The sequence below is a fragment of the Brachybacterium halotolerans genome (genome assembly GCF_016623465.1).
Classification (GTDB): Bacteria; Actinomycetota; Actinomycetes; order Actinomycetales; family Dermabacteraceae; genus Brachybacterium; species Brachybacterium halotolerans.
This window is the reverse complement of the sequence record NZ_JAEDAJ010000004.1, coordinates 21,631-45,659: the sequence shown is the minus strand read 5'-3', so window position 1 is coordinate 45,659 and position 24,029 is coordinate 21,631. Positions and strand designations below refer to the sequence as shown.

Genomic DNA, 24,029 nt, shown 5'->3' with positions numbered 1-24,029 from the left:
GAACGCCGAGGCTCGACGTGGAGACCTCAGGAGGAGACCTGGTCATGAGACGACGGACGATGCTGGCCGCGGGATTGGCGGCACTCCCGCTGGCCGGCTGCGCCGGAGGGAGAGGGGAGGGCCGACGCGTCTTCCGCCAGTTCGACCCTGCGGATCAGGCGACGGGACTCGCGAAGGCGGTCAAGGCATGGAATACCGAGCATCCGGACTACACCGTCACCATGGAGACGCTGTCGCCGAACAATCCGCAGCAGTTCGCGCGCGAGGCCAATGCCGGTTCGGGCCCCGACATCGCTCAGCTGGCGTTCACCGATGTGTCCTTCATGGCGGAGCCCCGCATCCTCACGCCGCTCGATCGCCTCATGTCCAGCGCCCCGGCGGAAGGACAGGAAGACCTCCTGGCCACAGACATGACGACGTACGACCGCCAGTCCTGGGCGATCCCCTGGACCGCAGACACGATGGCTCTCGTCTTTAGACCCGACGTGCTGGAGAAGTCGGGAGTGGCGGACACTCCCGAGGACTGGGAGGAACTGGCGGAGGTCTCCGCACGCATCACCAAGGATTCTGGGGGCGATGTCAGCGGCTTCGTGTTCCCGGCGGCCGCCCAGTACTCGAGCGCCCAGTGGTTCCCCATCAACTACTACCTCTGGGCACATGGCTCCCAACTGATCCGGGCCGACGGAGAATCGTGGGAGGTGGCCGTCGACGAGCAGCAGCTCGCGGACGCGATGACCTACTTCAACACCTTCTTCACCGAGCGCATCACTCCGGCGGCGATGCAGGCGGTCACCGATTACGGCGACCCGAGCATCGTGGGCGCTCTCGGCGAGGGCAGCTGCGCGATGACGTTCATGCCGCCGACGGCATTCCGCGCCGCACGGGAGAGCATCGACGCCGAGCTGATGACAGCCCCCATGCCGTGCGGCCTCGTCGACGGCGCGACGCATCTCGGTGGCCGAGCGCTCGGCATCAACGCGAACTGCGAGGAGCCGGAAGCGGCCTGGGCGTTCGTCTCCCATTTGCTGAGCCCGGAGACCTTCGAGCTGTACCCGCAGTACCCGGCGTCGGCCGCGACTCTCGATCGGGTGGATGTGGACCCGTCGGAGCGAGGGTTCACGAAGCAGCTCCCGCACGCCGAATCCTTCGCACGCTACGCGGACGCGCCGATCACCATCGCTTCGCTCCAAGAACAGGTGAACCAGCAGTTCTCCGCCGTCTACTCCGGTCAATCGGAGCCCGAGGACGCCTCGCACAAGCTCCTCGACGCCCTCGCCCGCGGGCTCGAGGAGTGATCGACGTGATCGCATCCCGCCTCCGCTCGGCGCAACCGTACCTGCTCAGTGCCCCCGCTCTGCTCGTGATCGGACTGCTGTTCCTCATCCCGTCCGTCTACAACGTGGTCCTCGCCTTCCAGCACCTCACGCCCTACCAGTCGCCGGGCGAGGCCGAAGCTGCGGGCCTCGAGAACTTCACCGACCTGTGGAGCAGCGGAGACCTGCCGCACGCCGCACTCAACACCGTTCTCTGGCTGACAGCGGCGACCGTGGTCCTGCGCCTCGGCATCGGGCTGGGGCTGGCCCTCGCTCTGGAGTCCCCGATCCTGAGGCGGTGGCGGCTCCGCGGTGTCTCCCGCACGATCATCCTCATCCCGTGGATGGTCCCCCAGGTCGTCGCGATCGCAGCGTGGCGGTGGATCCTCGACGGGAGCACGGGCGTGCTGAACCAGGCGCTCACCGGGCTCGGGGTCATCGATCAGGGCGTCCCCTTCCTGGCGCAGACCAGCACCGTGTGGTGGTCGATCATCGCGATCATCGTCTGGCGCGAGCTCCCGTTCGTGGTCATGGTGCTCGTCGCCGGACTGCAATCGATCCCGGCGGAGCAGTACGAGGCCGCCGCGGTCGATGGCGCGGGTCGGTGGGCGTCCTGGCGCAGCGTCACCGTCCCGCATCTGCGTCCCGTGCTGACCGTCGTGGTGCTGGTGACCGTGATCCAGACCTTCAACAATTTCGTATACGTCTGGCTCACCACGGGCGGTGGGCTGGGAAATGCGACCGCCGTGCTGGCCACCGAGCTGTACAGCGCCGCGTTCTTCGACAACGACCTCGGCGCGGGCGCGGCGATCGGATTGCTGATGACCGCGATCATGGCGATCTTCGCCGTGGTCTACCTGCGTGTCACCTCCACGAAGGGGGAATCCCGATGACGGCGGCACCTTCCGATCGGATGAGCGGGGCCCGGCGTCGGCCCGGAGCACCACGACGATCACGTGAGGGCAGGCGTCTGCGGGACCTCGTGTTCCTCATTCCGTTCGCCGTGATCCTCCTCGTGATCCTCTTCCCCGTGATCTGGATGCTCTACAGCTCTCTGCGCCCGGTGCAGGCCATCTCGCAGGGCATCACCTGGCGCACCGTCTTCTCGGGACTCAGCCTGGACTCGTACGCGCGGCTGTTCGAGCAGACGGGATTCGGGCGCTACCTGCCCAACAGCATCATCGTGTGCGTCAGCGGGACGGTCATCACGGTGGCGATCGCGACGCTCGCCGGGTTCGCGCTCTCGCGCTTCGCGTTCCGGGGGAGGCCGGCCGTGATGCTGGTGCTGGTCGCCACGCAGCTGCTCCCCTTCGTCGTGCTGATCACGCCGGTCTACCTCCTCTTCGCCGAGCTGCGGCTGCTGAACTCTTTCGCCGGGCTGATCATCGTCTACGTCGCGATCACGACCCCGCTCGCCACGCTCCTCATGACCGGATTCCTGAACGCCGTGCCGCAGACGCTCGACGAGGCGGCGAGGATCGACGGAGCCTCGACGCTCACGGTCATCGTGCGCGTGATCGCCCCGCTGGTCTGGCCCGGGATCGTCACAGTCGGAGTCACCACGTTCATCGCCATGTGGGACGAGTTCCTGTTCGCGCAGGTGTTCCTCACCAGCGACTCCCTGAAAACCGTCCAGGTGGGCATCGCCGGGCTCTTCGGCGAATACGGCACCGACTGGGGAGTCGTCATGGCCGCCTCCGTGGTCGCCGCCCTGCCCACCGTCGTCCTGTTCTCCCTGCTGCAGCGTCGGCTCGTCGCCGGCATGACCGCGGGAGCCGTGAAGGAGTGAAGATGACACAGCCGAGCCGCCCCAACATCGTGATCCTGTTCGCCGACGACCTCGGCTGGGGTGACCTCGGCTGCTTCGGGGCCGACGACATACCCACCCCGCACCTCGACGCCCTCTGCGCGGCCGGGGTCCGGCTTCCCCAGTGGTACGCGAACTCCCCGGTGTGCTCGCCCTCGCGGGCCTCCCTGATGACCGGCCGATACCCCGCCCACGCCGGTGTGGAATCGATCCTCGGCGGGACCCGTCACACACCCGGCCTGCCCCACCAGCCCACCCTCGCCTCGCACCTGCGCCAGCGCGGGTATCGGACGGGACTGTTCGGCAAATGGCACCTGGGGGCCGACCCCGCCTACGCGCCCTTCCACTTCGGGTTCGACGAGACCTTCGGCTTCCGCGCCGGCTGCGTCGACTACTACTCGCACATCTTCTACTGGGGAGACCACAACCCGGTGCACGACCTCTGGGACGGGGACGACGAGGTGTGGCGCAACGGCGAGTACCTCACCACGGTCATCGGGAACCGCGCCGCGGACTTCATCATCCGCACGGCGCCCGAGTCGCCCTTCTTCTGCTACGTCCCCTTCAACGCGCCGCACTACCCGATGCACGCGCCCGACGAGCACATGCGCCGCGTCGCCCACCTGCCTCCCGGTCGGCGGGAGAGCGCGGCGATGATCGCCGCGATGGACGATGCCGTCGGCGAGATCCTCGCGGCCCTCGATCGCAGCGGCGCCCGGGACGACACGATCGTGCTGTTCTCCTCCGACAACGGACCCTCCAGGGAGAGCCGCAACTGGCTCGACGGCGAGGAGATCTCGTACACGGGCGGCTCCGCCGGCGGGCTCCGCGGCTCGAAGGGTTCCGTGTTCGAAGGGGGGCTCCGCGTGCCCGGCATCGTCTCCTGGCCTGCGCAGCTCCCGTCCAACGCCGAGCACGACCAGGTGGGCACGATGATGGATCTGCTCCCGACGCTCCTGCACGCCGTGGACGGCGAGGAGCCGGAGCTGCCCGACGTCGACGGGATCTCCCTGCTCGATGCGCTGCGGGGCGATGGAGATGGCGAAGGCGTCGCGACACCGTCGGGCGAGTTCACCGAAGCCACCGAGCGCGCCGTCGTGTGGGAGTACCAGGGCCAGTACGCGGTGCGACGGGGTCGTCACAAGCTGGTCCACGACGCTCGCGAGGGCATGGACCCGCCCGCTGCGGTCCACGCCGCCCTCTTCGACCTCGAGTCCGATCCCCAGGAGTCGACGGACCTCTCCGGGCAGGCGCCCAGGATCGTCGCCGACCTCGAGCGCGCGATCACCCGATACCAGGACGCCGCCGTGCAATGGGGGAGCACCGCTCGGAGTCGCTGAGGGCGAGACCACTCCCGGGACCGCACCGCACGTCGCCCCGGAACTGCTAGGGCGTGTCTGACAATTGCCGGGTCCAGGCGATGACGGCGTTGAGGATCACGGCGGCGCGGTAGACGATGGCGAGCTTGTCGTAGCGGGTCGCGAGCCCGCGCCATTGCTTGATCTGGCAGTAGCGGCGCTCGATGACGTTCCGGTTCCGGTAGTCGGCCGCATCGAGCCCGACCGGGCGTCCACCGCGTGATCCGCGGCGCTTGCGGTGGCCCTGCTGGTCGGACGGTTCGGGGATCACGGCTTTGATCCCACGGGAGCGCAGGTGTCCGCGGATCGCGCGTGACGAGTACGCCTTGTCGCCGCGGACTGCGTCGGGACGGGTTCGGGGCCGACCGAGGGGACGCGCAACTCGCAGGCGCTCCATCAGCGGCAGGAACATGGGCGAGTCGCCAGCCTGACCCGCTGTGAGCAGCGCAACCAGGGGCAGGCCGTTGCCGTCGACGAGCTGATGGATCTTCGTCGACAAGCCGCCGCGGGAGCGGCCGACCGCGTGATCAGGCGGCTCGTCGGCCGGGCTCGTGTAATTCGATCCAGCCCCCTGTGAGGCGCTTCGTGTTGGTCGCGTGCTGATGCGCGCGAGCGATCGTGGAGTCGACGGACAGTGACCAGTCCACGAGTCCTTCGGCGTCGGCCGCGGCCGTGAGCTTGGCGAGCACCTTGTCCCAGGTTCCCTCCGCCGCCATGCGGTGATGCCAGGTCCACACCGTCTGCCACGGACCGAACGCCTCAGGAAGGTCCCGCCACGCGATCCCGCACCGATACCGGTAGACGATGCCTTCGACCATCGTCCTGGCGTCCGAGAACGGCCGCCCCTTGCGCCCGGTCGGACGCGGCAGCATCTCCTCGATCAACGACCACTGAGCATCCGAGAGCATCTGAAACCGCGACACGCTCACAGCCTCTCAGCACGCCGCCGATCCATTTGTCAGACACGCCCTAGGTCCATCGGTCCGCGAGCCGGATATCGCGATGAGCTCCTCAGGGGAGTCGGCTCCGTGATCCCACATCGGGACCGGTTCCCGACGCACCCCCGGCACAGAGGAGACCCCGCACCATGACCCGACCCCGCCTGGGACTGTTCACCCGCCTCCTCGAGGAGGCGGGTCCTGCCGACCGATACCGCTTCGCGCTCGAGCAGATCGCTCAGGCCGACGAGCTCGGCTTCGCCTCCGCCTGGGTCGCCCAGCACCACTTCGGCGAGCACGAGGGCGGGCTGCCCTCGCCCTTCGTGCTGCTCGCTGCCGCAGCGCAGCGCACGCACGACATCGCACTGGCCACCGGCGTGCTCACCCTCCCGATCGACGATCCCCTGCGCGCGGCCGAGGACGCCTCCGTGCTCGACGCCCTGAGCGGCGGGCGCGTGCAGCTCGGGATCGCCGCCGGCGGCACGCCGTCCTCGTTCCCCGCCTTCGGCCGCGACCCCGCCCGGCGCCGGGAGATCTTCGCCGCGCACCTGGGTGTGCTGCGGGACGCGCTCGTCGGTCGCGGGGTCCGCGGGACCGAGTCCCGGATCTACCCGCCCGCCGGGGACCTCGGCCGGCGCATCCGGCAGGCGACGTTCTCCGCCGACGGCGGCCGACGCGCCGGTGAGGCCGGCGACGGACTGATGCTCTCGCGCACCCAGGTGCGGCCCGAGGACGCCCTCGACCTGCCCCTCCACGAGCTCCAGCTGCCCATCATCGAGGCCTACCGCAGCGCGCTCCCGGAGGGAGCGGGCTCGCGGGTCCTCGCCTCGCGCACGGCGCTCGTCGTGGACCCCGGCGACCGCGACCGCGCCCTCGCCCTCGCGGAGCCGGGGCTGCGCGCGCTCGCCGCGGGCCAGAGCGGATTCGACGCCGACGGCGCGAGCATCCAGGAGCTCGTGACCATCACCGACACGCACGTGGGGACCGTCAAGGAGGTCTGCGAGACGCTCGCGGCCGACGAGACGCTGTCCGCCGCGACCGACGTCTCGTTCCAGGTGCACTCGATCGCCGCGCCCCACGAGATGACCCTGCGCAGCCTCGAGCTGCTGGCCACGGAGGTCGCTCCGCGCCTCGGCCTCGCCACGGGACCGGAGGCGGCCGCGTCCCTTCGCGCAGGGACCTGAGCCCGTCGCCGTCGTCCACGCCCCCCCCGGGACCGGCGCCACGGGATCAGTCGTGAGGGAGCAGGTGCTCCGCGTCCGGCAGCGGGATGCCGAAGCCGGGCGCGTCGTCGAGGTGCAGCACCCCGTCGACGGGCCGCAGCAGCGCATCCTCGACGCCCCGCACCGTGCCGGGCACGCCCTCGACGAGCTCGACGTTCCCGCAGCCCGCGGCGAGGTGCGCCGCGTACCGGGTCTTCAGCGGCTGGCCCCACGCGTGCGGTGAGGCCAGGGTCCCTGCGGCCTCGATCTCGGGCATGAGCCGGCGCCAGGGCGTGAGGCCGAAGGAGATCACGTCCATGAGCAGCACGTCGATGCTGCCCGCGGCGGCGATCGGCAGCAGCGCCGGCACCTCCGGGGTGGTCTCGCCCTCGGCGATCAGGGTGGCGGGGGAGTGCTCGTCGAGCCAGGCGCGCAGCTGCGCGAGATCGTCGGCGTCGTCGAGGAAGGGCTCCTCGACCCAGTGCAGGCCGACGTCGGCCACCGCGTCGAGATAGCGCAGGAACCCGGGCAGGTCATAGCCGTCGTTGGCGTCCACGAGCAGCCGCGCCCCGGGCATCGCCTCGCGGACGGCACGTGTCACCGCGACGTCGCGGGCGTCCCCCTCGGCGCGCGGCATCCAGCGGTTGCCGCGTCCGATCTTGAGCTTCACGTCGCGGTAGCCGAGCGCGGCGTCCGCCCGGCACTCCTCGAGGATCCGCGCGATGCCGCCCGGGGACTCCTGCGGGTCGAGGTCCTCGAAGTACAGGGCGCCGTCGTACACCGGGACGTCGACGGTCCCGCGCCCGCCAAGCAGGGCATGGACCGGCTGGTCGAGGACGACGCCGAGGAGGTCATGCAGAGCGACGTCCGCCCAGTGGTCCCGGGGATCGCGCACGCCGCTCGCGGGGTCGATGAGGTCGGACAGGCGGCGGCCGATCAGGGCGTCGACGTCGCCCGGAGGGCCCTCGACAAGACCCCATCCCGTGCGGCCGTCGTCCGTGCGCAGCACCACGACGTCGGCCGATGGGCCGTCACCGTGCTCGCCGAGGCGCGCATTGCGGCCGATGGTGCGGGAGTAGCGGGTCTCGAGGCGGTGCAGCTCGACGGAGCGGAGCGTGGGGTCGGCGGTGACCATGGGGTTCCGATCGGAGGGGGTCGGCGGACGGCGGGGCCCTCGATCTCATCCTGCGCGATCGAGCGTCCGCCTGATCGTCTCCCGCACCCGCCGAGCCATTCCAGGCCCGTCCACGGTCCGGCGCCCCGCGACCTGGATAGGAATGAACTCGGGCCACTGGAGGCTGAAGCCCAGCAGCTGCTCGACGTCCGCCGCCGGGTCGACGTGCACCCCGGCGGCCCGCTCGTAGTCGTCGAGGAACCACATGGCGGCGTCGGCCGAGAAGAGGACGGCGAGGTTCAGCCGGCAGTGCCCCACGTCCAGGCCGCGGTCGGCGAGACCCGCCGTCGGCCAGTCGACCACCGCGCGGATCCGTGGGCGGTCCGTCTCCTCCCACAGCACGTTGAAGTGCTGGTAGTCGCCGTGGGAGAGCACGGCGGACGAAGGGTCCGGGGCGCGCGAGGCCAGCTCGTGCGCGTCCCTGGCGAGTCCGGCGTCTCCGAGCGCGACGAGCCACGGGTGCTGCGCATAGGGCATGTACTCGCAGGTCCCGAGCGCCGGCGGAGGCACGGAGTGGATGCGCACGAGCATCTCGGCGAGCAGCCGCACCCACTCCCGCAGATCCGCCGGATCGAGCTCCACGCGGCCTGGGAGGAACGAGGTCATGGTCGAGGGCAGGCCCGATCCGCTGCCGTCGGGATCCGCGGCGAGCAGTCGGGGGATGGGAAGCCCCGAGTCGGTCAGCGCCTCGAGCCCGGTCGTCTCGCGCCGCACCAGTTCCTGCTCCTCCGGGCCCCTGCTGCGCCAGCGGCGGACCACCAGATCCTCGCCGCCGGAGGTCGGCCGCAGCTGGAGCATCTGGCCGGTGATCCCGCCGACCAGGGGGCGCACGAGCGCGACCTCGCCGACCAGCGGCTCGAGCCAGCGGCGCAGGTCCGGGTCGAGACCGTCCTCGCCGCCCTTGGCGCTGTCGGCACGCTCGGCGCTCCCGTCGCCCTCGGCGCTCACGCGGTGCACGCCCCCGTCGACACGGTCTCCGTCTCGCCGTCGAGCTGCGCGATCACGGGCAGCAGCTCGGCGTCGGTCATCGCGTAGGCGACGTCGTCGTCGGACTCGCCGCGCGCGAAGACCACCCCGGCGACGCCGCCGTCGGAGTCCAGCAGCGGACCGCCGGAGTTGCCGGGCTCGACCTCCGCATCCAGCACGTAGATGTCGCGGCGCACTGTGCCCTCGCCGTGCGCGTCGTGCACCTCGGCGCTGCCCGAGGCGCGCACCGTCGCCGAGGACGAGCGGAACGGCCCGCCGTGCGGGTACCCCTGGATCACGGCCGAGGCGCCGTCGTCCAGCCTGTCGACGAGCTTCAGGGGTTCGGCGTCGACGTCGGCCGCGATCACCGCCAGGTCGTTCTCGACGTCGAAGTGGACCACGCGTCCCTCGCGGGCGCTCTCGCCGGGCAGCTCGACCATCGGATGGTCCACGCCGGCGACCACGTGGGCGTTGGTGACGATGCGATCGGGCGCGATCACGAAGCCGGATCCGGTGGAGATGGTGCCGCAGCCGTTCGTCGGCCCGAAGACGCGCGCGACGGACTGCGCGGCCTGCGTGAGGTCCGCCTGGTCGAGATCGACGGGGGCCGACGTCGGGACGTCGGCCTCGCCCAGTCCCTCGGGCGGGCTCACGATGGTGGGCATGGGCAGGGTGCCGACGACCTCCGCTCGCAGCTGGGCGAGGGCGTCGTCGACGGGCTCCGGTGTGGCACGGTCGATCTGCTGCAGGACCCGCGAGGACGCGACCGTGCTGGAGACGCCCGGGATGCCCGCCGAGACCAGCCCGGCCCCGCCGAACATCACCACGACCAGGCCCAGCACGAGCCCGAGCACCCCGCCGAGCAGACGTTCGAGGACGCGCAGGTGGATGCGGTCTGCGCCCCGACGGATCAGTCCGCCGATGCTCGAGCCGATGCCGCAGCCGACCACGAGCAGCAGGAACAGGGCGCCGAGCACGGCGACCGTGCGCCACGGGGGATCGACCGCCGCGGAGACGTGGGGGAGCGCCCACACCGCGGCCGCCGCGCCGGCCACGAGGCCCAGCAGGGCGCCGAGAGTGGCTGCGAATCCCGAACGCAGGCCCGCGCCGAGAGCGCCCAGCAGGATGATCACGGCGACCACATCCACGATCCACGTCATCGCGCTCTCCGGGTGACCATCCGCGCGAGCGAGCGCGCCGGGCCGGCGCCCGCTGCGAGATATGCGCCCAGCACCAGGGTCGCGCCTCCGGCGGCGAGCATCAGCGGATCCCGCAGTCCTCGGTGGGAGCGCTCGACGCCTGCGGCCGCCACGCGGCCCACGCCCACGAGCATCGCACCCATGGTGACGCCCGCGACGATGCGATCCCCTGTCGCCTCGATCCGCTCGACCAGCGGTTCCAGGTCGTCGGGATCGATGTGCACGGCGACGCCCCTCGACTCGTAGTCGTCGAGCATGCGGCGCACCCTCGCGGGCGCTTCTTCGCCCAGGCGCAGCGCCTGCATCCCGCTCTCACCGAGACGTGTGAGCAATGCCTGCGGACCCCAGATCTGCGCCAGGGCGACGGGCAGGACCTCCTCGAGGACAGCGCTGATATGGAACGTGGGGTCCAGGAGCACAGCGCTGGACTCGGTGAGCACGAGCATCCTCAGCAGAGTGGACACATCCGCCGGCAGCTGCAGCCGGTGCCGGCGGAGCAGGGTGGTCAGCTTCTCGAAGAAGGCCGAGAGGGAGATGTCGGCGAGGGCGTGCCCCTCCAGAGTGTCCAGGAGAGCCTGCACGTCCTGATCGAACCGGCGAGCGTCGTGCGGGCCCTGCGGAGGTGCGAGTCGGAGCAGGGACGCCGCGACGCCGTCGGAGTCGTGGCGGGCCAGCGAGAAGGTGAGGCGCACGATGTCCTCGCGCACCGGGCGACTGAGCTCGCCCACCATCCCGAAGTCGATGAGCCAGATGCAGCCGTCCTCCCGGACGAACATGTTGCCGGGATGCGGATCAGCATGGAAGAACCCGTCGACCAGGACCATCTTCACGATGGAGCGGGTTGCGGCGCGAGCGAGCGCCGGTCTGTCCACGCCCGCCGCATCGAGAGCCTCGCGGTCCGTGATCCGCATGCCGGCAGCGAACTCCTCCGTGAGCACTCGGGAAGTGCTCAGCGCGGTGAAGACCCGCGGGATCCGCACCACCGGGTCCTCGGCGAGGTCCGCGGCGAACCGCTGCGCGTTCGCCGCCTCGGCGCGGTAGTCGAGCTCGCGGCGCATGCTGCGGTCGAAGGCAGAGGCCAGGCCCTCGACGTCCACGTCACGCGCCGTCTCCCACTCGCGGTCGGCGATCCCCGCCAGGTGCCGGAGGATGCCGAGGTCCTCAGCGACGATGTCCTCCACGCCGGGTTTGCGGACCTTCACGACGACCTCCGTGCCGTCGAGCATCCGTGCGCGGTGCGCCTGCCCGATGGACGCCGTCGCGAGCGGCGCCTCCTCGAACATCTCGAACGCCTCCAGCGGGTCCATGCCCAGCTCTTCGCGCACGACCTGGGCGATCTGCTCGTACGGTGCGGGCGGTGTGTGGTCCTGCAGCCGTGTGAGCTCCTCGGTGTACGCGGCCGGCAGGAGGTCGTCCCTCGTGGCCAGCATCTGGCCGAGCTTCATGAACGTGGGCCCGAGCTGCTCGAGTGCTCGGCGCAGCCTCACGGGACCTGGCACGGGGCCCGGCGCGCCGCCGCCGTCCGCGGCGTCCGGCCCTCCCGCACGGCGCCGCAGACTCTCGGGGACGTGGCCGAGCAGGCCCGTCTGCCCGGCGAGCGCTGCCAGACCATTGCTCACGAGGATCTCGGCGATCTCGCGGTAGCGGGCGACGGAATGCGAGGGCGCCATCTCTGTCTCCTGGATCGAACGTGATCGGCGGGGTCGACGACCTGGAACCGTCGATGCTAGTGGGCCCGCGCGCGGAGCATCACTCGCAGAGCATCTGTGAGGCGCTTCATGTGCCACGGAACGCGCTGGTCACCGCCATTTCTCCGGCGTCCTCAGGAAACTGTGAGGGTGGTCGTCGCGAACGCGGACGGAGCGGCGCGACAATCCCCGCATGACACCCACGACGCATGACCCTGCGCAGTCCCCGGGGGATGGCCAGGGCGTTCCCCACCGCGCGCCGGGCGCGCCCGCGCACATCTCCTCCACGCGCTCGGAGACAGGCCTCGGAGCCGGGGATCCTCCCCTGGGCGCACGATCCGGACATGGTGCGCACAACGGCTCCGGCGGCGATCAGGGGGGCGAGTCGCAGATCAAGAAGCTCTCGCCCTCGGGACTCATCGGCAGCGGTGCCGCGGCGGCCGCGGCCTCGGTGGTCGGCGGTCAGCTGGGCGTGGCCGGCACCGTGCTGGGTGCGGCGCTCACGTCCGTGGTCTCCGCCGCGGTCCTCGCTTTCTACACCGACTCCGTCAACACCAGTCGTCGAAAGCTGCGCGAGGTGCAGCGCAGCGGCATCCGACCCGGCGACCCGCGCTCCGGCGCGAGGTCGTCCTCCCGCACGCCGTCGGCCGGGTCCGCCGTCGCCGGCGGAGCCGAGGAGGGAGCGGCCTCGGGCGTCGCAGCCGGATCGGCCCCGCGCTCACGACTGCTGAAGGTCATCGGCATGGCTGTGGCGATCGGCGTGATCGGCATCGTCGCGGTGTTCGGCATCCAGCGTGTCATGGGCGCGGAGCTCTCGCCCGGCACCGGGCAGATCCAGCGCAGCGTCACCGGCACCGCGCACGTCTCCTCGCGCGATGACTCGTCCTCCTCGGGAGACGACTCCTCCACGACCGACGGATCCACGAGCGACGACGACTCCTCGACGACCGGTGATTCGACCGACGGTGACAGCACCGACACGGACTCGGGTGACTCGAAGGGATGGGGCCCCTTCGGAGGGGGCTCCTCGAACGGCGACTCGGACAGCGACTCGGGCACGGGCAGCGGTGGGGGCTCCGGGTCCGGTGACGGCTCGTCGGGTGACGGTTCGGGCACCGGGAGCGGTGACGGGTCGGCAGGGTCGGGGAACTCCGGCGGATCCGGATCCGGATCCGGATCGGGGTCCGGCAGCGGCTCCGGCAGCGGCTCCGGCACCGGGCAGTGAGTCTCAGCAGGACGCGGTCACCCCCGATGCCGCTGCCACCACAGCGCGGCCTGCACGCGGGACTCGACCTGCAGCTTGCTGAGCACGTGCGTGATGTGAGTCTTCACGGTGGTCACCTCGACCACGAGCTCCCTCGCGATCTGCTGGTTCGACATCCCGTCGGCGAGCAGCCGCAGCACCTCGCCCTCCCGTCGCGTGAGCTCGACCCCGGGTGGTGGGCCCGGCGTCGGGGCCGGCTCGTCGCGAGCGGGAGCGTCCCGGGGTGTCACGCTGCGCAGCGCGGCGACCACCGCGCGCAGCGCAGCGGGAGAGAGGATGGCGTCACCGCTGGCCACGGCGTGTACGGCCTCCAGAATCCTCCGGGGCTCCTCCGTCTTCACGAGGTATCCGTCGGCCCCTGCGGCGAGCGCGCCCAGCACATAGGAGTCGAGGTCGAAGGCGGAGATGACGAGCACCCGGGCGCCGGTCCCGCGCAGTGCCGGAGTGATCTCGATGCCGGTCGCCCCGGGCATGCGCACATCGGTCAGCGCCACGTCAGGGCGCTGGGCCCGTGCATGCCGCACGGCGGCGTCGCCGTCGTCCGCCTGGGCGACGACCTCGGTGCTCGGATCGGCCTCCAGCAGGGCGACGAGCCCCGCGCGCACCGCCGGGTGGTCGTCGGCCACGAGCACGCGGATCGGCGTCTCCGGCTCCTCGCGGGCGGAGGTCGAGGTGGGGGCGTCGGACATCAGGTGACCTCCGTCGTGAGCGGGGAGTGATCCCGTATCGGGACCCGGACCTCGACGCGCCAGGTCCTCGGGTCGGTGGCGTCGGGTCCGGCGTTGAGGGATCCGCCGACGGCGAGGGCGCGCGAGCGCATCGTGGTGAGCCCGAGCCCGGGGGAGTCGTCGGCGCGGACATGGCCGGGGACGAACGCGTTGGTGCAGATCAGGTCGACGGCGTCGGCGTCCGCGACGACATGCAGCCGGCGCGGCGCCCGGCCGTGGGCGAGGGCGTTCGCGACGGCCTCCGCGCCGATCCGCAGCAGCGCCGCCCGCAGCGTCGGATCCACGCGCGCCGGATCCTCGACCGCCGGGTCGACGTGCACGACACTGCGGCCGTCGGGCCCGTCGGGCCCGTCGGCCCCGTCGGCACGGCCGACGGTGTCTGCCGCGTGCTCCCCTGCATCGAGCCGCGCCGCGAGCGCATCCCAGCTGAGCGTCACTTCAGGTTCGACCGCGTTCTCGTCGGTGAGCATCGTGATCACCGAGCGCAGGTCGCGCAGCGCCGCCTGCGCCGAGTCCCGGGTGGTGGCGAGCGAGCGCTCGCGCGCGTCCGCCGAGGGCAGCTGTGCGGCGAGCCCCGCGTGCAGCGCGACGGCGCTGAGGTGCCCGGACAGCACGTCGTGCAGGTCCTGGGCCAGGCGGCGTCGCTCGGTCTCCACCGCCCGCTCCGCCCGCTCGGCCGCGAGCTCCTGCTCGGCCGAGGCGAGGCGCTCCGCCGTCGCCCGCGCCAGGTGCAGGTGCCGCACCTCCCAGCCCCAGGCGAGGGGAGTGCCGACGACCACGACGATCAGCAGCAGCCCCACCACGATCGACGGGCCCGGCTGCGGCCAGGTGGAGGTCACGGCGACCATCGCGATCGAGATCGCGGCCCCGGCGCCGCTCGTCACGCGCGCCAGGCGCCGGGACCCGTAGGCCACCGGCGACCACAGCGCCTCGAAGAGCAGCACGTAGCCGCCGATCGTGGAACCGCCCAGCACCTCCGCGCAGGAGAGGGTGCCGGTCACGACCAGGGTCACCGCCGGCGCCCGGTGCCGCAGCGCCGTCGCGAGCGCCGCGGGCACGAGCAGCGCGATCGACGTGCCGTTCGACCACAGCGGCCCCTGCGCCAGCAGACCCTGGGCGCCGATCCCGAGGCCGCCGATGCCGCCGAGCATCACCACGACGACCACGTAGAGCGCCGCGACGAGCACATCGCGGCGCGGTGACCACGGTGCGCGCTCGGGACCGGATTCCATGCCCACGAGGCTAGACGGCGCGTCGAGGGCCGGCACCGGTGATCGAGGCGTCCAGCACCAAGGGATGACGCACCGGTCCCGCGGGACCGGAAGCCTGGAACCCATGGACGCTCTGACCCACGCCGCGGGACCGCTCGGACTGGTGGTGCTCGCACTCGTCGACTCGACGTCCGTGGGGACCCTCGTGATCCCCGCGATGCTGCTCGTCCTCGGGCAGGGCGGCGCGCGTCGCGTGGCCGGCCGCACCGTGCTGTACCTCCTGGTCATCGGGGTCTTCTACCTCGTGCTCGGTCTGGTCCTGCTGGCCGGGCTGCTGCCGCTCATGCAGTCCGCCCAGGGCCTCCTGGAGACTCCGGCGGCCGCCGTCGCCCTGGCGGCGGTCGGCGCCGGACTGCTCGCCTGGTCCTTCCGCCTCGACCCGAAGTCGATCCGCAAGCGCGGCGGGGACCCCGAGGCCTCCGCGCGCCGCTGGTCGGAGCGGGTGAGGTCGGCGGCAGGGAGACCGCGGGCCCTCGTCGGCCTCGCCCTCCTCGCCGGTGTCATCGAAGCCGCGTCGATGCTCCCGTACCTCGCGGCGATGGGGATCATCGGGCAGATGGGGCTCGGCTTCGCGAGCGGCGCGCTCGTGCTGGACGGCTACTGCGCGGTGATGATCCTGCCCGGCCTCGTGCTCGCGGGCATGCGCGCGCTCGCCGGTGCCCACGCCGATCGTCTGCTCCAGCGCCTGCACGACTGGGCGATCCGCAGCGCCGCCGAGACCCTCTCGTGGGTGGTCGGGATCGTCGGCGTGATCCTCCTGCTGCGGAACCTGGGAACGGTGCTGGACGTGCTCGGCATCGGGTGAAGCGGTGCGGTGAGGACCTTCCGCGGGTGTGAATCACGCCACCCCGTCGTGAACGATCACGAGGTCGCGGACCTGCGGAAGCTCTGCGCGCCACCGATGCGCAACTCCGGGCTCTTTGCGGCGCCCCACAAATAGTCGCCGAGCGCTAATGTGGGCCTCGACTTCGCAAGGAAGAGGAGTATCCATGAGACCGCTCGTGCCACGCCGCACGGCCCTCGCCGGGGGCGCAGCAGCCCTCGCCGCGGGCCTCGCGGCATGTGCCCCCACCGGCGCCGGGAAGGTGAACGCGGAAGCGGTCATCCCTCCGTCGGACGGGCCCGTCACCCTGACATATTGGGCCTGGCTGAAGGACCTCCAGAAGGTCGCCGACAAGTTCAACGCCTCGCAGGACCGCATCACGGTCAACGCCACCTGGATCCCCGGCGGCAACGCCGGCGGCTACGCCAAGATCCTCAGTGCCGTCGCCGCGGGCGGAGGCCCGGACATCGCCCAGGTCGAGCTGCGCAGCGTCCCCGAGTTCGCCCTCGCCGGCGCGCTCACGGACCTCTCGCGCTACGGCCTCGCTGACGACGAGAAGGCCTTCGACCCCGGGGCCTTCGCCCAGATCAAGGTCGGCGACTCGCTGTGGGCCGTCCCGCAGGACACCGGGCCCGGCGCGATGTTCTTCAACAAGGACGTCTTCGAGGGCGACCTCGGCCTGACGCCGCCGAAGACCTGGGACGAGTTCCGCACCGTCGCCGAGGAGGTCTCCAAGGCCGGTAAGACGATCATGACGCTCGACCCGGGCGACGGCTCCGTGCTGCCGATGTGGGCCATGCAGAAGGGGTCCGTCTGGTTCGAGCCCCAGGACGACACCTGGGTGCTGAACATGGCCGACGACCCCACCATGGAGATGGCCGACTTCTGGGACGGCATCTTCGCGGACAAGCTCGTCTCCACCGGCTACGGCGCGTTCTCGACGCCGTGGTACGCCGCGGCGGGCAAGGGCGACGTGCTCTCCTACGTCGGCGGCTCGTGGGGCGACGCCCTCATCGAGACCGTCCCCGGCGGCAAGGGCAAGTGGGCCGTGGCCGACATGCCCCGCTGGGACGACGGGTACGCCTCCGGCGGGCTCGGCGGCTCCTCGGCCGCGGTCCTGTCCACGAGCGAGCACCCGGCCGAGGCCCTCGAGTTCCTGCGCTGGATGTGCACCGACCCCGACGGCATCGACGCCATGATCAAGAACTCGGGCATCGGCTGGTCCCCGGCCGCCGACTACATCGGCAAGACCCGCGAGAAGGCCAGCGACTTCTTCTCCGGACAGAACTACAACGTCGACGTCATCGAGCCGATGGCCAAGGGCCAGAACCTTGACTGGACCTGGGCGCCGCTCATGCAGCGGATCATCGACCGCCTCGGCGACGGCATGCTCGACGTCGTCGGCGGGGGCAGCACCTTCACCAAGATGCTCCCGCAGGCCCAGGACGACATCGCCGAGATCATGCGCAAGATCGGCCTGAAGGTGGAGATCGCCAAATGAGAAGCAAGAGCGCTCCCTGGGTGCTGATGGCGCCCTTCCTGCTGCTGTTCCTGTTCACCATGGTGCTGCCGATCATCATCGCGATCGTCCAGTCCTTCCTCACCGTGCAGCGCACGGGGCTGGTCGGCGAGGACGGCGCCGTCAGCCGCTTCGCGGGGCTGGAGAACTACCTCGCGGCCCTGACCAACCAGAACTTCACCGACTCGATCCTGCGGATGCTGGCCTTCGGCGTCGTGCAGGTGACCGTCATGATCGTCGCCTCGACGATCCTCGCCCTGCTGCTGGAGAGCGCGAGCGCGAGGTGGCCGGGCCTGTTCCGCGCCGCCTACTTCCTGCCCTACGGCATCCCCGGCGTGATCGCGACGATCCTCTGGTCCTTCCTCTACGTCCCGGGCCTCAGCCCGATCGTGGACGCGTTGGGATGGGTCGGCATCGACGTCGACTTCCTGGGTCCGAACATGGTGCTGTGGTCGATCGCGAACATCGTGACCTGGACCTACACGGGTTACAACATGCTCATCATCATTGCCCAGCTGAAGGCGATCCCCGGTGACATCTACGAGGCCGCGAAGATCGACGGGGCCGGGCCGCTGCGCGTGGTCACCTCGATCCAGCTGCCGCTGATCCGCCCGGCGCTGATGCTCACGATCATCTTCTCGATCATCGGGACGCTGCAGCTGTTCGCCGAGCCGCAGGTGCTCTCCTCGATGAGCTCCGGCATCAACTCGGAGTACACCCCGAACCTGTCCGCCTACGCCTACGCGTTCCAGTACAACGACCTGGGCATGGCCTCGGCCGAGGCGGTCATCATCGCCCTCGCCGCGTTCATCCTCTCGGCCGCCGCACTGGGCATCTCCAACCGTCTGGGGAGGAAGTCATGAGCACCTCGACGCAGACGCAGGGATCGTCCGCGCACTCGACCGGGGGCGCCGGCACACCCGGCGCGACCTCGAAGCGCACGAAGCCCGGCAAGGCGGCCCGCGAGTCCCGCACCGCCGGTACCAAGCCGACCACCACCATCATCGTCACCGCGATCCTGGTGATCGTCGCGCTGTACTTCCTGGTGCCCGTGTACTGGGTGATCGTCAACGCCACGAAGTCGACCGAGGACCTGTTCGGCACGAACGGCTTCTGGCTGGGCAACAGCTTCCAGCTGTTCTCGAACCTGGGCGACGTGCTCACCGCCAACGGCGGCGCGTTCCCGCGCTGGGCGCTGAACTCGCTGCTCTACTCCGGGGTGGGCGCGGTCTTCGCGTGCTACTTCGCCGTGGCCGCCGGGTATGCCCTGGCCAAGTTCGAGTTCCCCGGCCGCAACGCGATCTTCGCGTTCGTCCTGGGCGGGGTGCTGGTGCCCGGCACCGCAACCGCGCTGCCGCTGTTCCTCGTGTTCAGCAAGATCGGGCTCACCAACACCTACTGGTCGGTGCTGATCCCCTCGCTGCTGAGCCCCTTCGGCCTGTTCCTCGCCCGCATCTACGCGAGCGCGGCCATCCCTGACGAGGTCCTCGAGGCCGCCCGCATGGACGGCGCGAGCGAGATGCGGATCTTCCACACGATCGTGCTGCGCCAGCTGGTGCCGGCGATCGTGACGATCCTGCTGTTCCAGTTCGTCGCGATCTGGAACAACTACTTCCTGCCGCTGGTCATGCTGGCCGACGAGAAGCTCTACCCGATCACCCTGGGCCTGAACAACTGGCGGGCCCAGACCGATCGTCTGCCGGAGTTCTACCAGCTCACCGTGGGCGGCGCGCTGCTCTCGGTGATCCCGCTGGCGATCCTCATCATCGTGCTGCAGCGCTTCTGGCGCGGCGGCCTCACCGAGGGGTCCGTCAAGGGCTGATGCCCGGCGCCCTCCGCGGGGGCCGCCGTGGCGCTTCCGCGGAGCCGCAGGGGTGCCGCCGCACCCGAAGATGTGAGGGCGGCGAGCCAAGAGAGTCCACTCTCCTGGCTCGCCGCCCTCACAACGTCGCGGGGCCGGCGGCCCGCCCCGCAGGGGGTCGGGGGGCCCCCCCCGGGGGGGGGCGGGGGGTGGCAAAATTTCGGGGGCGTGAATGGTCCGCAGACCCGCACCGACGCTCGGATACGGGCCGCGACGTCCTCCGGGTCAGCCCTGTCGGGCCTTCAGGCGGGGGTTCCTCTTGTTGATCACGTAGGTGCGCCCGCGACGACGGACCACCTGCGATCCGGGCAGGTTCTTCAGCGCGCGCAGCGAGTTGCGGACCTTCATCGGGTGGCCTCCTGGGTGGATGCGTCGGCGTTCCGAGAGCCGACACTCTGCGGGTCTGCGCTCTGCGCGCCCGCGGTCTTCGAGCCGTAGCGGCGGCGGAACTTCTCGACGCGACCGGCGGTGTCGACCACGCGGGCGCTGCCCGTGTAGAAGGGGTGCGAGGCGGACGAGATCTCCACGTCGATGACGGGGTACTCGCGGCCGTCGTCCCAGAGCACGGTCTTGTCCGAGGTGACGGTCGAGCGGGTCAGGAACGAATGACCGGCCCCCGCGTCGCGGAACACGACGTGGTGGTAGTCGGGGTGGATGCCGTTCTTCATGCGGGCCTCCTTCGAGGTGGCAGGGGGATGGGCGGGTCGGGCCGCCGGCGCATCGGCCGACGGCCGCGGCTCACCAGCTGGACTTGGTGATGCCGGGCAGCTCGCCGCGGTGGGCGGCGGCCCGGAAGCGGACGCGCGAGAGGCCGAAGCGGCGCAGATGGCCGCGGGGGCGGCCGTCGATCGCGTCGCGGTTGCGCAGGCGCGTCGGGCTCGCGTCGCGGGGGAGCGTCTGCAGGGCCCGCTGGGCGTCGGCGCGCTCCTCGGGCGAGGAGGCCGGGTCCTTGAGGGTCCGCTTGAGGGCGGCCCGGCGCTCGGCGTGCTTGGCGACGACGGCGCGTCGGCGCGCGTCGGCTGCGATCTTCGAGGTCTTGGCCATCAGCGCTCCTCCCGGAACTCGACGACCTCGCGCACGCGCGGATCGAACTTGCGCATGGTGAGGCGGTCGGGGGTGTTCCGCCTGTTCTTGGTGGTCATGTACGTGAAACCGGTACCTGCCGTGGAACGCATCTTCACGGTCTGGCGGACGTCGTTGCGACGACTCATGGGTGCCCTCCTGCGGGTCGTGATGGGTGGATCGGGATGCGCGGGCCGCGGGCCGCTGGCAGACGGCCCCGCGCGGGGGTGGTGAGGACTGGAGATCGAGGAGCGGGGCCGCGAGGGCTCTGCGCGACGCGGTGCTCGACTCGGCGGAGGCGGGGCCGCCTGCATGAGATCGCGCGCCCCGTTCCTTCCGTGCCCGGTACGACGCCCGGCGACCCCGTCTCGATGTCAGAGGTGCTCGCACGTCACATCGCCGTCGGACCCATGGACCCACGGCCCCTCGGCCCGCTGGTTCCTCGGCCCCTCGGCCCTCAGACCTTCTCGCCCCGCGCGCGCATCTCCTGCACCACCGCGTCGATGCCGCGCTGGTCGATGATCTTGATGCCCTTGGCCGAGAGGGTCAGCCGCACGGTGCGGCCGAGCGAGGGGACGAAGTACTTCTTGTGCTGGATGTTCGGGCTGAAGCGGCGGGGCGTGCGGCGGTGGGAGTGGGAGACGTTCCGTCCCATCCGCGGCACGGCGCCGGTGACTTGACAACGTTGGGTCATGATGGAGCAGACTAGCTACTGATAATCATTCTCGTCAAGAAGTGAGGTCGCGACCGATGTCCGCGAACGATGCCGCACACGGCGGCCCCGGCGCCCACGGGCCGCTCCGCCCCGTGCCCGATACCGGCTCCCTTCCGGTCAGCCTGATCTCCTCGATCGACCCGGTCCTGAGGGACGTGCTGGTCACGAGCCTCCTGCTCGAGCGCCCCGGCATGCTCGCCCTGCGCTACGACGTCGACGCCGAGCACGGCGCGCTGCGCCGCGTCCTCGGCGACGCCGAGCGCGTGATCGACGACTCGCTCGTCGAGCTCGACCACCCCTGCGTCTCCTGCGCCATGCGCGAGGACGCGATCCCTCTGCTCGCGCGCCTCGCCTCCGAGAGCCGCTGGAACGGGCTGCTGCTCGCCCCGCCGATCAGCGCCGATCCTGAGGTGGTCGTGCGCACCATCCTGCCCGGCCGGCAGGGTTGGCACCTGGGGGCCTCGGCCGCCGTGGTCGACACGCGCACCGCCGTGCACGACCTGCTCGAGGACGACACCCTCGCCGAGCGCGGTCTGCAGTGGGCCGACGGCGACGAACGCGCCGTGGGCGAGGCGCTCGCCGCCCAGATCGAGTACGCCGACCTGCTGGTCCTGGACGGGGCCGACGGCACCGCTCGTGAACTCATCGAGCACCTCCGTGCACCCGAGCAGCAGGTCGCCGCCTCGATGCACACGCTGCACCCCAAGACCCTGCTGCTGGGCCGCCACTCCCGAGCGCGGGCGGAGGCGCGCCGCGACCCCCGGCGCGTGTCCCCCTACGGCGGCCCCACCGCGCACGGCACCTGGACCCTGGACCTGAGCTCCGACCGGCCCTTCCATCCGGATCGTCTCCTCGAGCACATCGAGGAGCTCGGCGCGGGCCGGCTGCGCGGCCGCGGCCGCTTCTGGGTCCCCGACCGTCCCGGCACGATCTGCCAGTGGGACGGCGCCGGCGGCCAGGTCTCGATCGGTGCTGTCGCCGACGCCGGCCGCGAGCTGCCCACCACCCGGCTCGTCGTCACGGGCATGGGGCCGGCCGACGCCGAGCGCGTGCGCCGCGCCTTCGGTCGTATCCTTCTCACCCCGGAGGAATGGGCCGACGGACTCGCCCCGTGGCTCGGTGTCGAGGACCGGCTCGCCCCGTGGCTCGGGGAGCGCGAGGCCGCCGCCTGACGGTGCGGGGCGAGCGGCGGCTCGCCCCGCACCGGACCGTGGAAGACTGGGGCTCGTAGAACGGTTCACCGAGAGGACTCCCGACGATGCCTGCCCTGCTCGAGCCCACCCCTGACGGCTTCCTCCGCGGGGGCGAGCCCCACCGGATCGTCTCCGGCGCGATCCACTATTTCCGCGTCCACCCTGATCAGTGGCGCGACCGGCTGCGCCGCCTCGTCGCCATGGGCTGCGACACCGTCGAGACGTACGTCGCCTGGAACATCCACCAGCCCGATCCCGGGACGGTCACCTTCGAGGGCATCGCCGACCTCGGCGGCTTCCTCGACATCGCGGCCGAGGAGGGGCTGGACGCGATCGTGCGGCCGGGACCCTTCATCTGCGCCGAGTGGGAGAACGGCGGCTTCCCCGGCTGGGTGCTGCGCGACCGCGCGATGCGCCTGCGTGTGCACGACGAGGCCTACCTGCGGCTCGTCGACGACTGGTTCGACCACCTGATCCCCGTGATCGCGCAGCGACAGGTGTGCCGCGGCGGCAACGTGGTGATGGTGCAGGTCGAGAACGAGTACGGCTCCTACGGCGACGACACCCTCTATCTCGCGCACCTGCGCGACGGCCTGCGCGCCCGCGGCATCGAGGAGCTGCTGGTGACGTCCGACGGCCCCGCGCGGATGTGGCTGACCGCCGGGACGATCGACGGCGCGCTGGCCACCGTCAACTTCGGCTCCCGCACGCGGGACGTCCTCGAGATGGCGGCGCGCGAGCTGCCGGCACAGCCCCTGATGTGCATGGAGTTCTGGAACGGCTGGTTCGACCACTGGGGCGAGGAGCACCACAGCAGGGACGCGGGCAGCGCCGCCGCGGAGCTCGAGGACATGCTCGCGGCCGGCATGAGCGTGAACTTCTACATGGCGCTGGGCGGCACGAACTTCGGGCTCACCGCGGGGGCGAACCACGACGGCGTCCTGCAGCCCACGACCACGAGCTACGACTACGACGCCCCGATCGCCGAGGACGGCCGTCTCACCGAGAAGTTCCACGCCTTCCGCGAGGTCATCGGCCGCCATCGGGACCTGCCCCCGCTCACCGAGCAGCTGGCCGAGTTGGGCCTCGACGCGGAGCCGGCCGCGCTGGGCGCGCGCCAGGCGCGGATAGAGCGCGTGGTGCCGCTGCGCGCCGCCGAGCGCTTCACCCGCACCGCTCCCACCCACGTCGTGCCGCCCGCCTTCGAGGACCTCGGCCTCGAACGCGGGATCCTCCGGTATTCACGGGACGTCGAGATCGAGGCCTCCGACCGCGCCGACGGCACCCGGACCCTTGCGCCCCTGAAGCTCTTCGGCCTCGCCGACCGCGCGTGGGTCTACGTCGACGGGGTCGCCGTCGGCTCCGCGGGCATCGGCGCGCAGGGCGCGGTCGACGGGAGCCTGGCCGGGGAGACCGATCCCGCCGTCGTCGAGCTCGCGCCGTTCGTGGACCGACTGCTGCCCGAGGGCGGGCACCGCACGGTGCGCGTCGAGATCCTCGTGGAGAACCTGGGACGCGTGAACTTCGGCCCATGCCTGGGAGGACGCAAAGGCATCCTGCGCGGCGTCTGGGACCGCGTGCGCTTCCTCGGCGACTGGGAGGCCGATCCCTGGCCGCTCGAGGAGATGGGGGAGGAGCTCGCCGGGATCGCCGCCGCGGCCCACGCCTCGCCGGCCCCCGCCGGCGCGGAAGATCTGCCCGTCCTCGCCGTCGCCTCCTTCGAGGCCGAGAGGTCGGCCGATGTCCACCTCGACGTCTCCGCTGCGGGCCACGGCGTCGCATACGTCAACGGTCACTGCGTCGGTCGCTACTGGAGCGTCGGGCCGCAGCAGTCGCTCTACGTGCCCTCGCCCTGGATCCGGGAGGGCCGCAACGAGGTGCTGCTGCTGGATCTCGATCGGGTGCCGAGCCGCCTCGGCCTGGTGGACCGGCCGCTGTTCGACTGACC

The 24,029-nt window shown here is 71.3% G+C and carries 24 protein-coding genes; 12 read left to right on the top strand and 12 right to left on the bottom strand.

From position 1 onward, the window contains the following. Positions 1 to 44: 44 nt before the first annotated feature. The 4 genes from I8D64_RS08780 to I8D64_RS08765 all read left to right on the top strand — a co-directional run bounded on the left by I8D64_RS08780 (position 45) and on the right by I8D64_RS08765 (position 4,460). Entirely contained in the window at positions 45 to 1,295 is a 1,251-nt protein-coding gene (locus tag I8D64_RS08780; protein ID WP_200502133.1) for an ABC transporter substrate-binding protein, read from the top strand. Positions 1,296 to 1,300: 5 nt separating this feature from the next. After that, entirely contained in the window at positions 1,301 to 2,206 is a 906-nt protein-coding gene (locus I8D64_RS08775) for an ABC transporter permease subunit (protein ID WP_200502132.1), read from the top strand. Positions 2,207 to 2,295: 89 nt separating this feature from the next. Next, a complete protein-coding gene (locus tag I8D64_RS17315) occupies positions 2,296 to 3,102 on the top strand; it encodes an ABC transporter permease subunit (protein WP_200502131.1) in 807 nt (268 codons plus the stop codon). A 2-nt stretch (positions 3,103 to 3,104) separates the two neighbouring features. Then, on the top strand, positions 3,105 to 4,460 hold the full coding sequence (locus I8D64_RS08765) for a sulfatase family protein (RefSeq protein WP_200502130.1): 1,356 nt from the start codon (positions 3,105 to 3,107) through the stop codon (positions 4,458 to 4,460). 46 nt (positions 4,461 to 4,506) lie between these two features. Here I8D64_RS08765 and I8D64_RS08760 read toward each other — a convergent pair. Then, a protein-coding gene (locus I8D64_RS08760) for an IS5 family transposase (RefSeq protein WP_200502356.1) occupies positions 4,507 to 5,401 on the bottom strand; the annotation gives its coding sequence in 2 pieces (ribosomal slippage) (positions 4,507 to 5,049 and positions 5,051 to 5,401; 894 coding nt in all). Between the two features lie 164 nt (positions 5,402 to 5,565). Here I8D64_RS08760 and I8D64_RS08755 point away from each other — a divergent pair. After that, the gene (locus I8D64_RS08755; protein ID WP_200502129.1) at positions 5,566 to 6,600 is read left to right on the top strand and encodes a putative FMN-dependent luciferase-like monooxygenase; all 1,035 of its coding nucleotides are present in this window, start codon (positions 5,566 to 5,568) and stop codon (positions 6,598 to 6,600) included. Between the two features lie 46 nt (positions 6,601 to 6,646). Here I8D64_RS08755 and I8D64_RS08750 read toward each other — a convergent pair whose 3' ends face one another. The 4 genes from I8D64_RS08750 to I8D64_RS08735 are packed head-to-tail and all read right to left on the bottom strand — an operon-like array spanning position 6,647 to position 11,627. Continuing rightward, positions 6,647 to 7,753, bottom strand: coding sequence for an enolase C-terminal domain-like protein (locus I8D64_RS08750; protein WP_200502128.1), 1,107 nt, complete (start codon positions 7,751 to 7,753; stop codon positions 6,647 to 6,649). Positions 7,754 to 7,798: 45 nt separating this feature from the next. After that, positions 7,799 to 8,740: a phosphotransferase gene (locus I8D64_RS08745; protein ID WP_200502127.1), complete on the bottom strand. Its 942-nt coding sequence runs from the start codon at positions 8,738 to 8,740 to the stop codon at positions 7,799 to 7,801. Then, complete coding sequence (locus tag I8D64_RS08740) at positions 8,737 to 9,918, bottom strand: MarP family serine protease (protein WP_200502126.1); 1,182 nt, start codon at positions 9,916 to 9,918, stop codon at positions 8,737 to 8,739. Before I8D64_RS08740 ends, I8D64_RS08745 begins: the two co-directional genes overlap by 4 nt. After that, a complete protein-coding gene (locus I8D64_RS08735; protein ID WP_200502125.1) occupies positions 9,915 to 11,627 on the bottom strand; it encodes an ABC1 kinase family protein in 1,713 nt (570 codons plus the stop codon). The genes I8D64_RS08740 and I8D64_RS08735 overlap by 4 nt, the downstream gene beginning before the upstream one ends. A 211-nt stretch (positions 11,628 to 11,838) precedes the next feature. Here I8D64_RS08735 and I8D64_RS08730 point away from each other — a divergent pair, with 211 nt between their 5' ends. Further along, entirely contained in the window at positions 11,839 to 12,870 is a 1,032-nt protein-coding gene (locus tag I8D64_RS08730) for a hypothetical protein (RefSeq protein WP_200502124.1), read from the top strand. A 17-nt stretch (positions 12,871 to 12,887) separates the two neighbouring features. Here I8D64_RS08730 and I8D64_RS08725 read toward each other — a convergent pair whose 3' ends face one another. Beyond that, a complete protein-coding gene (locus I8D64_RS08725) occupies positions 12,888 to 13,598 on the bottom strand; it encodes a response regulator (RefSeq protein ID WP_200502123.1) in 711 nt (236 codons plus the stop codon). Then, a complete protein-coding gene (locus I8D64_RS08720) occupies positions 13,598 to 14,869 on the bottom strand; it encodes a sensor histidine kinase (RefSeq protein WP_200502122.1) in 1,272 nt (423 codons plus the stop codon). The genes I8D64_RS08725 and I8D64_RS08720 overlap by 1 nt, the downstream gene beginning before the upstream one ends. Positions 14,870 to 14,972: 103 nt before the next feature. On the opposite strand from I8D64_RS08720, the gene I8D64_RS08715 reads away from it, so the two are divergent. The 4 genes from I8D64_RS08715 to I8D64_RS08700 all read left to right on the top strand — a co-directional run bounded on the left by I8D64_RS08715 (position 14,973) and on the right by I8D64_RS08700 (position 19,072). After that, positions 14,973 to 15,713 carry a GAP family protein gene (locus tag I8D64_RS08715; protein WP_200502121.1) on the top strand — a complete coding sequence of 247 codons (741 nt, stop codon included), beginning with the start codon at positions 14,973 to 14,975 and terminating at the stop codon, positions 15,711 to 15,713. A 184-nt stretch (positions 15,714 to 15,897) separates the two neighbouring features. Further along, a complete protein-coding gene (locus tag I8D64_RS08710) occupies positions 15,898 to 17,232 on the top strand; it encodes an ABC transporter substrate-binding protein (protein ID WP_200502120.1) in 1,335 nt (444 codons plus the stop codon). After that, positions 17,229 to 18,113, top strand: a complete 885-nt coding sequence (locus I8D64_RS08705; RefSeq protein ID WP_200502119.1) for a carbohydrate ABC transporter permease — start codon at positions 17,229 to 17,231, stop codon at positions 18,111 to 18,113. The genes I8D64_RS08710 and I8D64_RS08705 overlap by 4 nt, the downstream gene beginning before the upstream one ends. After that, positions 18,110 to 19,072, top strand: coding sequence for a carbohydrate ABC transporter permease (locus I8D64_RS08700; RefSeq protein ID WP_200502118.1), 963 nt, complete (start codon positions 18,110 to 18,112; stop codon positions 19,070 to 19,072). The genes I8D64_RS08705 and I8D64_RS08700 overlap by 4 nt, the downstream gene beginning before the upstream one ends. Before the next feature lie 264 nt (positions 19,073 to 19,336). Here the strand turns inward: I8D64_RS08700 and ykgO are convergent, their stop codons facing one another. The 5 genes from ykgO to rpmB form a co-directional block, all read right to left on the bottom strand. Beyond that, on the bottom strand, positions 19,337 to 19,459 hold the full coding sequence (gene ykgO, locus I8D64_RS08695; RefSeq protein WP_200502117.1) for a type B 50S ribosomal protein L36: 123 nt from the start codon (positions 19,457 to 19,459) through the stop codon (positions 19,337 to 19,339). Beyond that, positions 19,456 to 19,779: a type B 50S ribosomal protein L31 gene (locus tag I8D64_RS08690; RefSeq protein WP_200502116.1), complete on the bottom strand. Its 324-nt coding sequence runs from the start codon at positions 19,777 to 19,779 to the stop codon at positions 19,456 to 19,458. The genes ykgO and I8D64_RS08690 overlap by 4 nt, the downstream gene beginning before the upstream one ends. A gap of 70 nt (positions 19,780 to 19,849) precedes the next feature. Continuing rightward, positions 19,850 to 20,155 (bottom strand): 30S ribosomal protein S14, encoded by a 306-nt coding sequence (gene rpsN, locus I8D64_RS08685; RefSeq protein WP_200502115.1) that lies wholly within the window; start codon positions 20,153 to 20,155, stop codon positions 19,850 to 19,852. Further along, positions 20,155 to 20,322, bottom strand: a complete 168-nt coding sequence (gene rpmG / locus I8D64_RS08680; RefSeq protein WP_200502114.1) for a 50S ribosomal protein L33 — start codon at positions 20,320 to 20,322, stop codon at positions 20,155 to 20,157. Before rpmG ends, rpsN begins: the two co-directional genes overlap by 1 nt. A 308-nt stretch (positions 20,323 to 20,630) precedes the next feature. Then, positions 20,631 to 20,867 (bottom strand): 50S ribosomal protein L28, encoded by a 237-nt coding sequence (gene rpmB, locus I8D64_RS08675; RefSeq protein WP_200502113.1) that lies wholly within the window; start codon positions 20,865 to 20,867, stop codon positions 20,631 to 20,633. Between the two features lie 56 nt (positions 20,868 to 20,923). Here rpmB and I8D64_RS08670 point away from each other — a divergent pair, with 56 nt between their 5' ends. Beyond that, positions 20,924 to 22,060 (top strand): GTP-binding protein, encoded by a 1,137-nt coding sequence (locus I8D64_RS08670; RefSeq protein ID WP_200502112.1) that lies wholly within the window; start codon positions 20,924 to 20,926, stop codon positions 22,058 to 22,060. An 86-nt stretch (positions 22,061 to 22,146) separates the two neighbouring features. Then, positions 22,147 to 24,027, top strand: a complete 1,881-nt coding sequence (locus I8D64_RS08665; RefSeq protein ID WP_200502111.1) for a glycoside hydrolase family 35 protein — start codon at positions 22,147 to 22,149, stop codon at positions 24,025 to 24,027. The last annotated feature ends 2 nt before the right edge of the window (positions 24,028 to 24,029 follow it).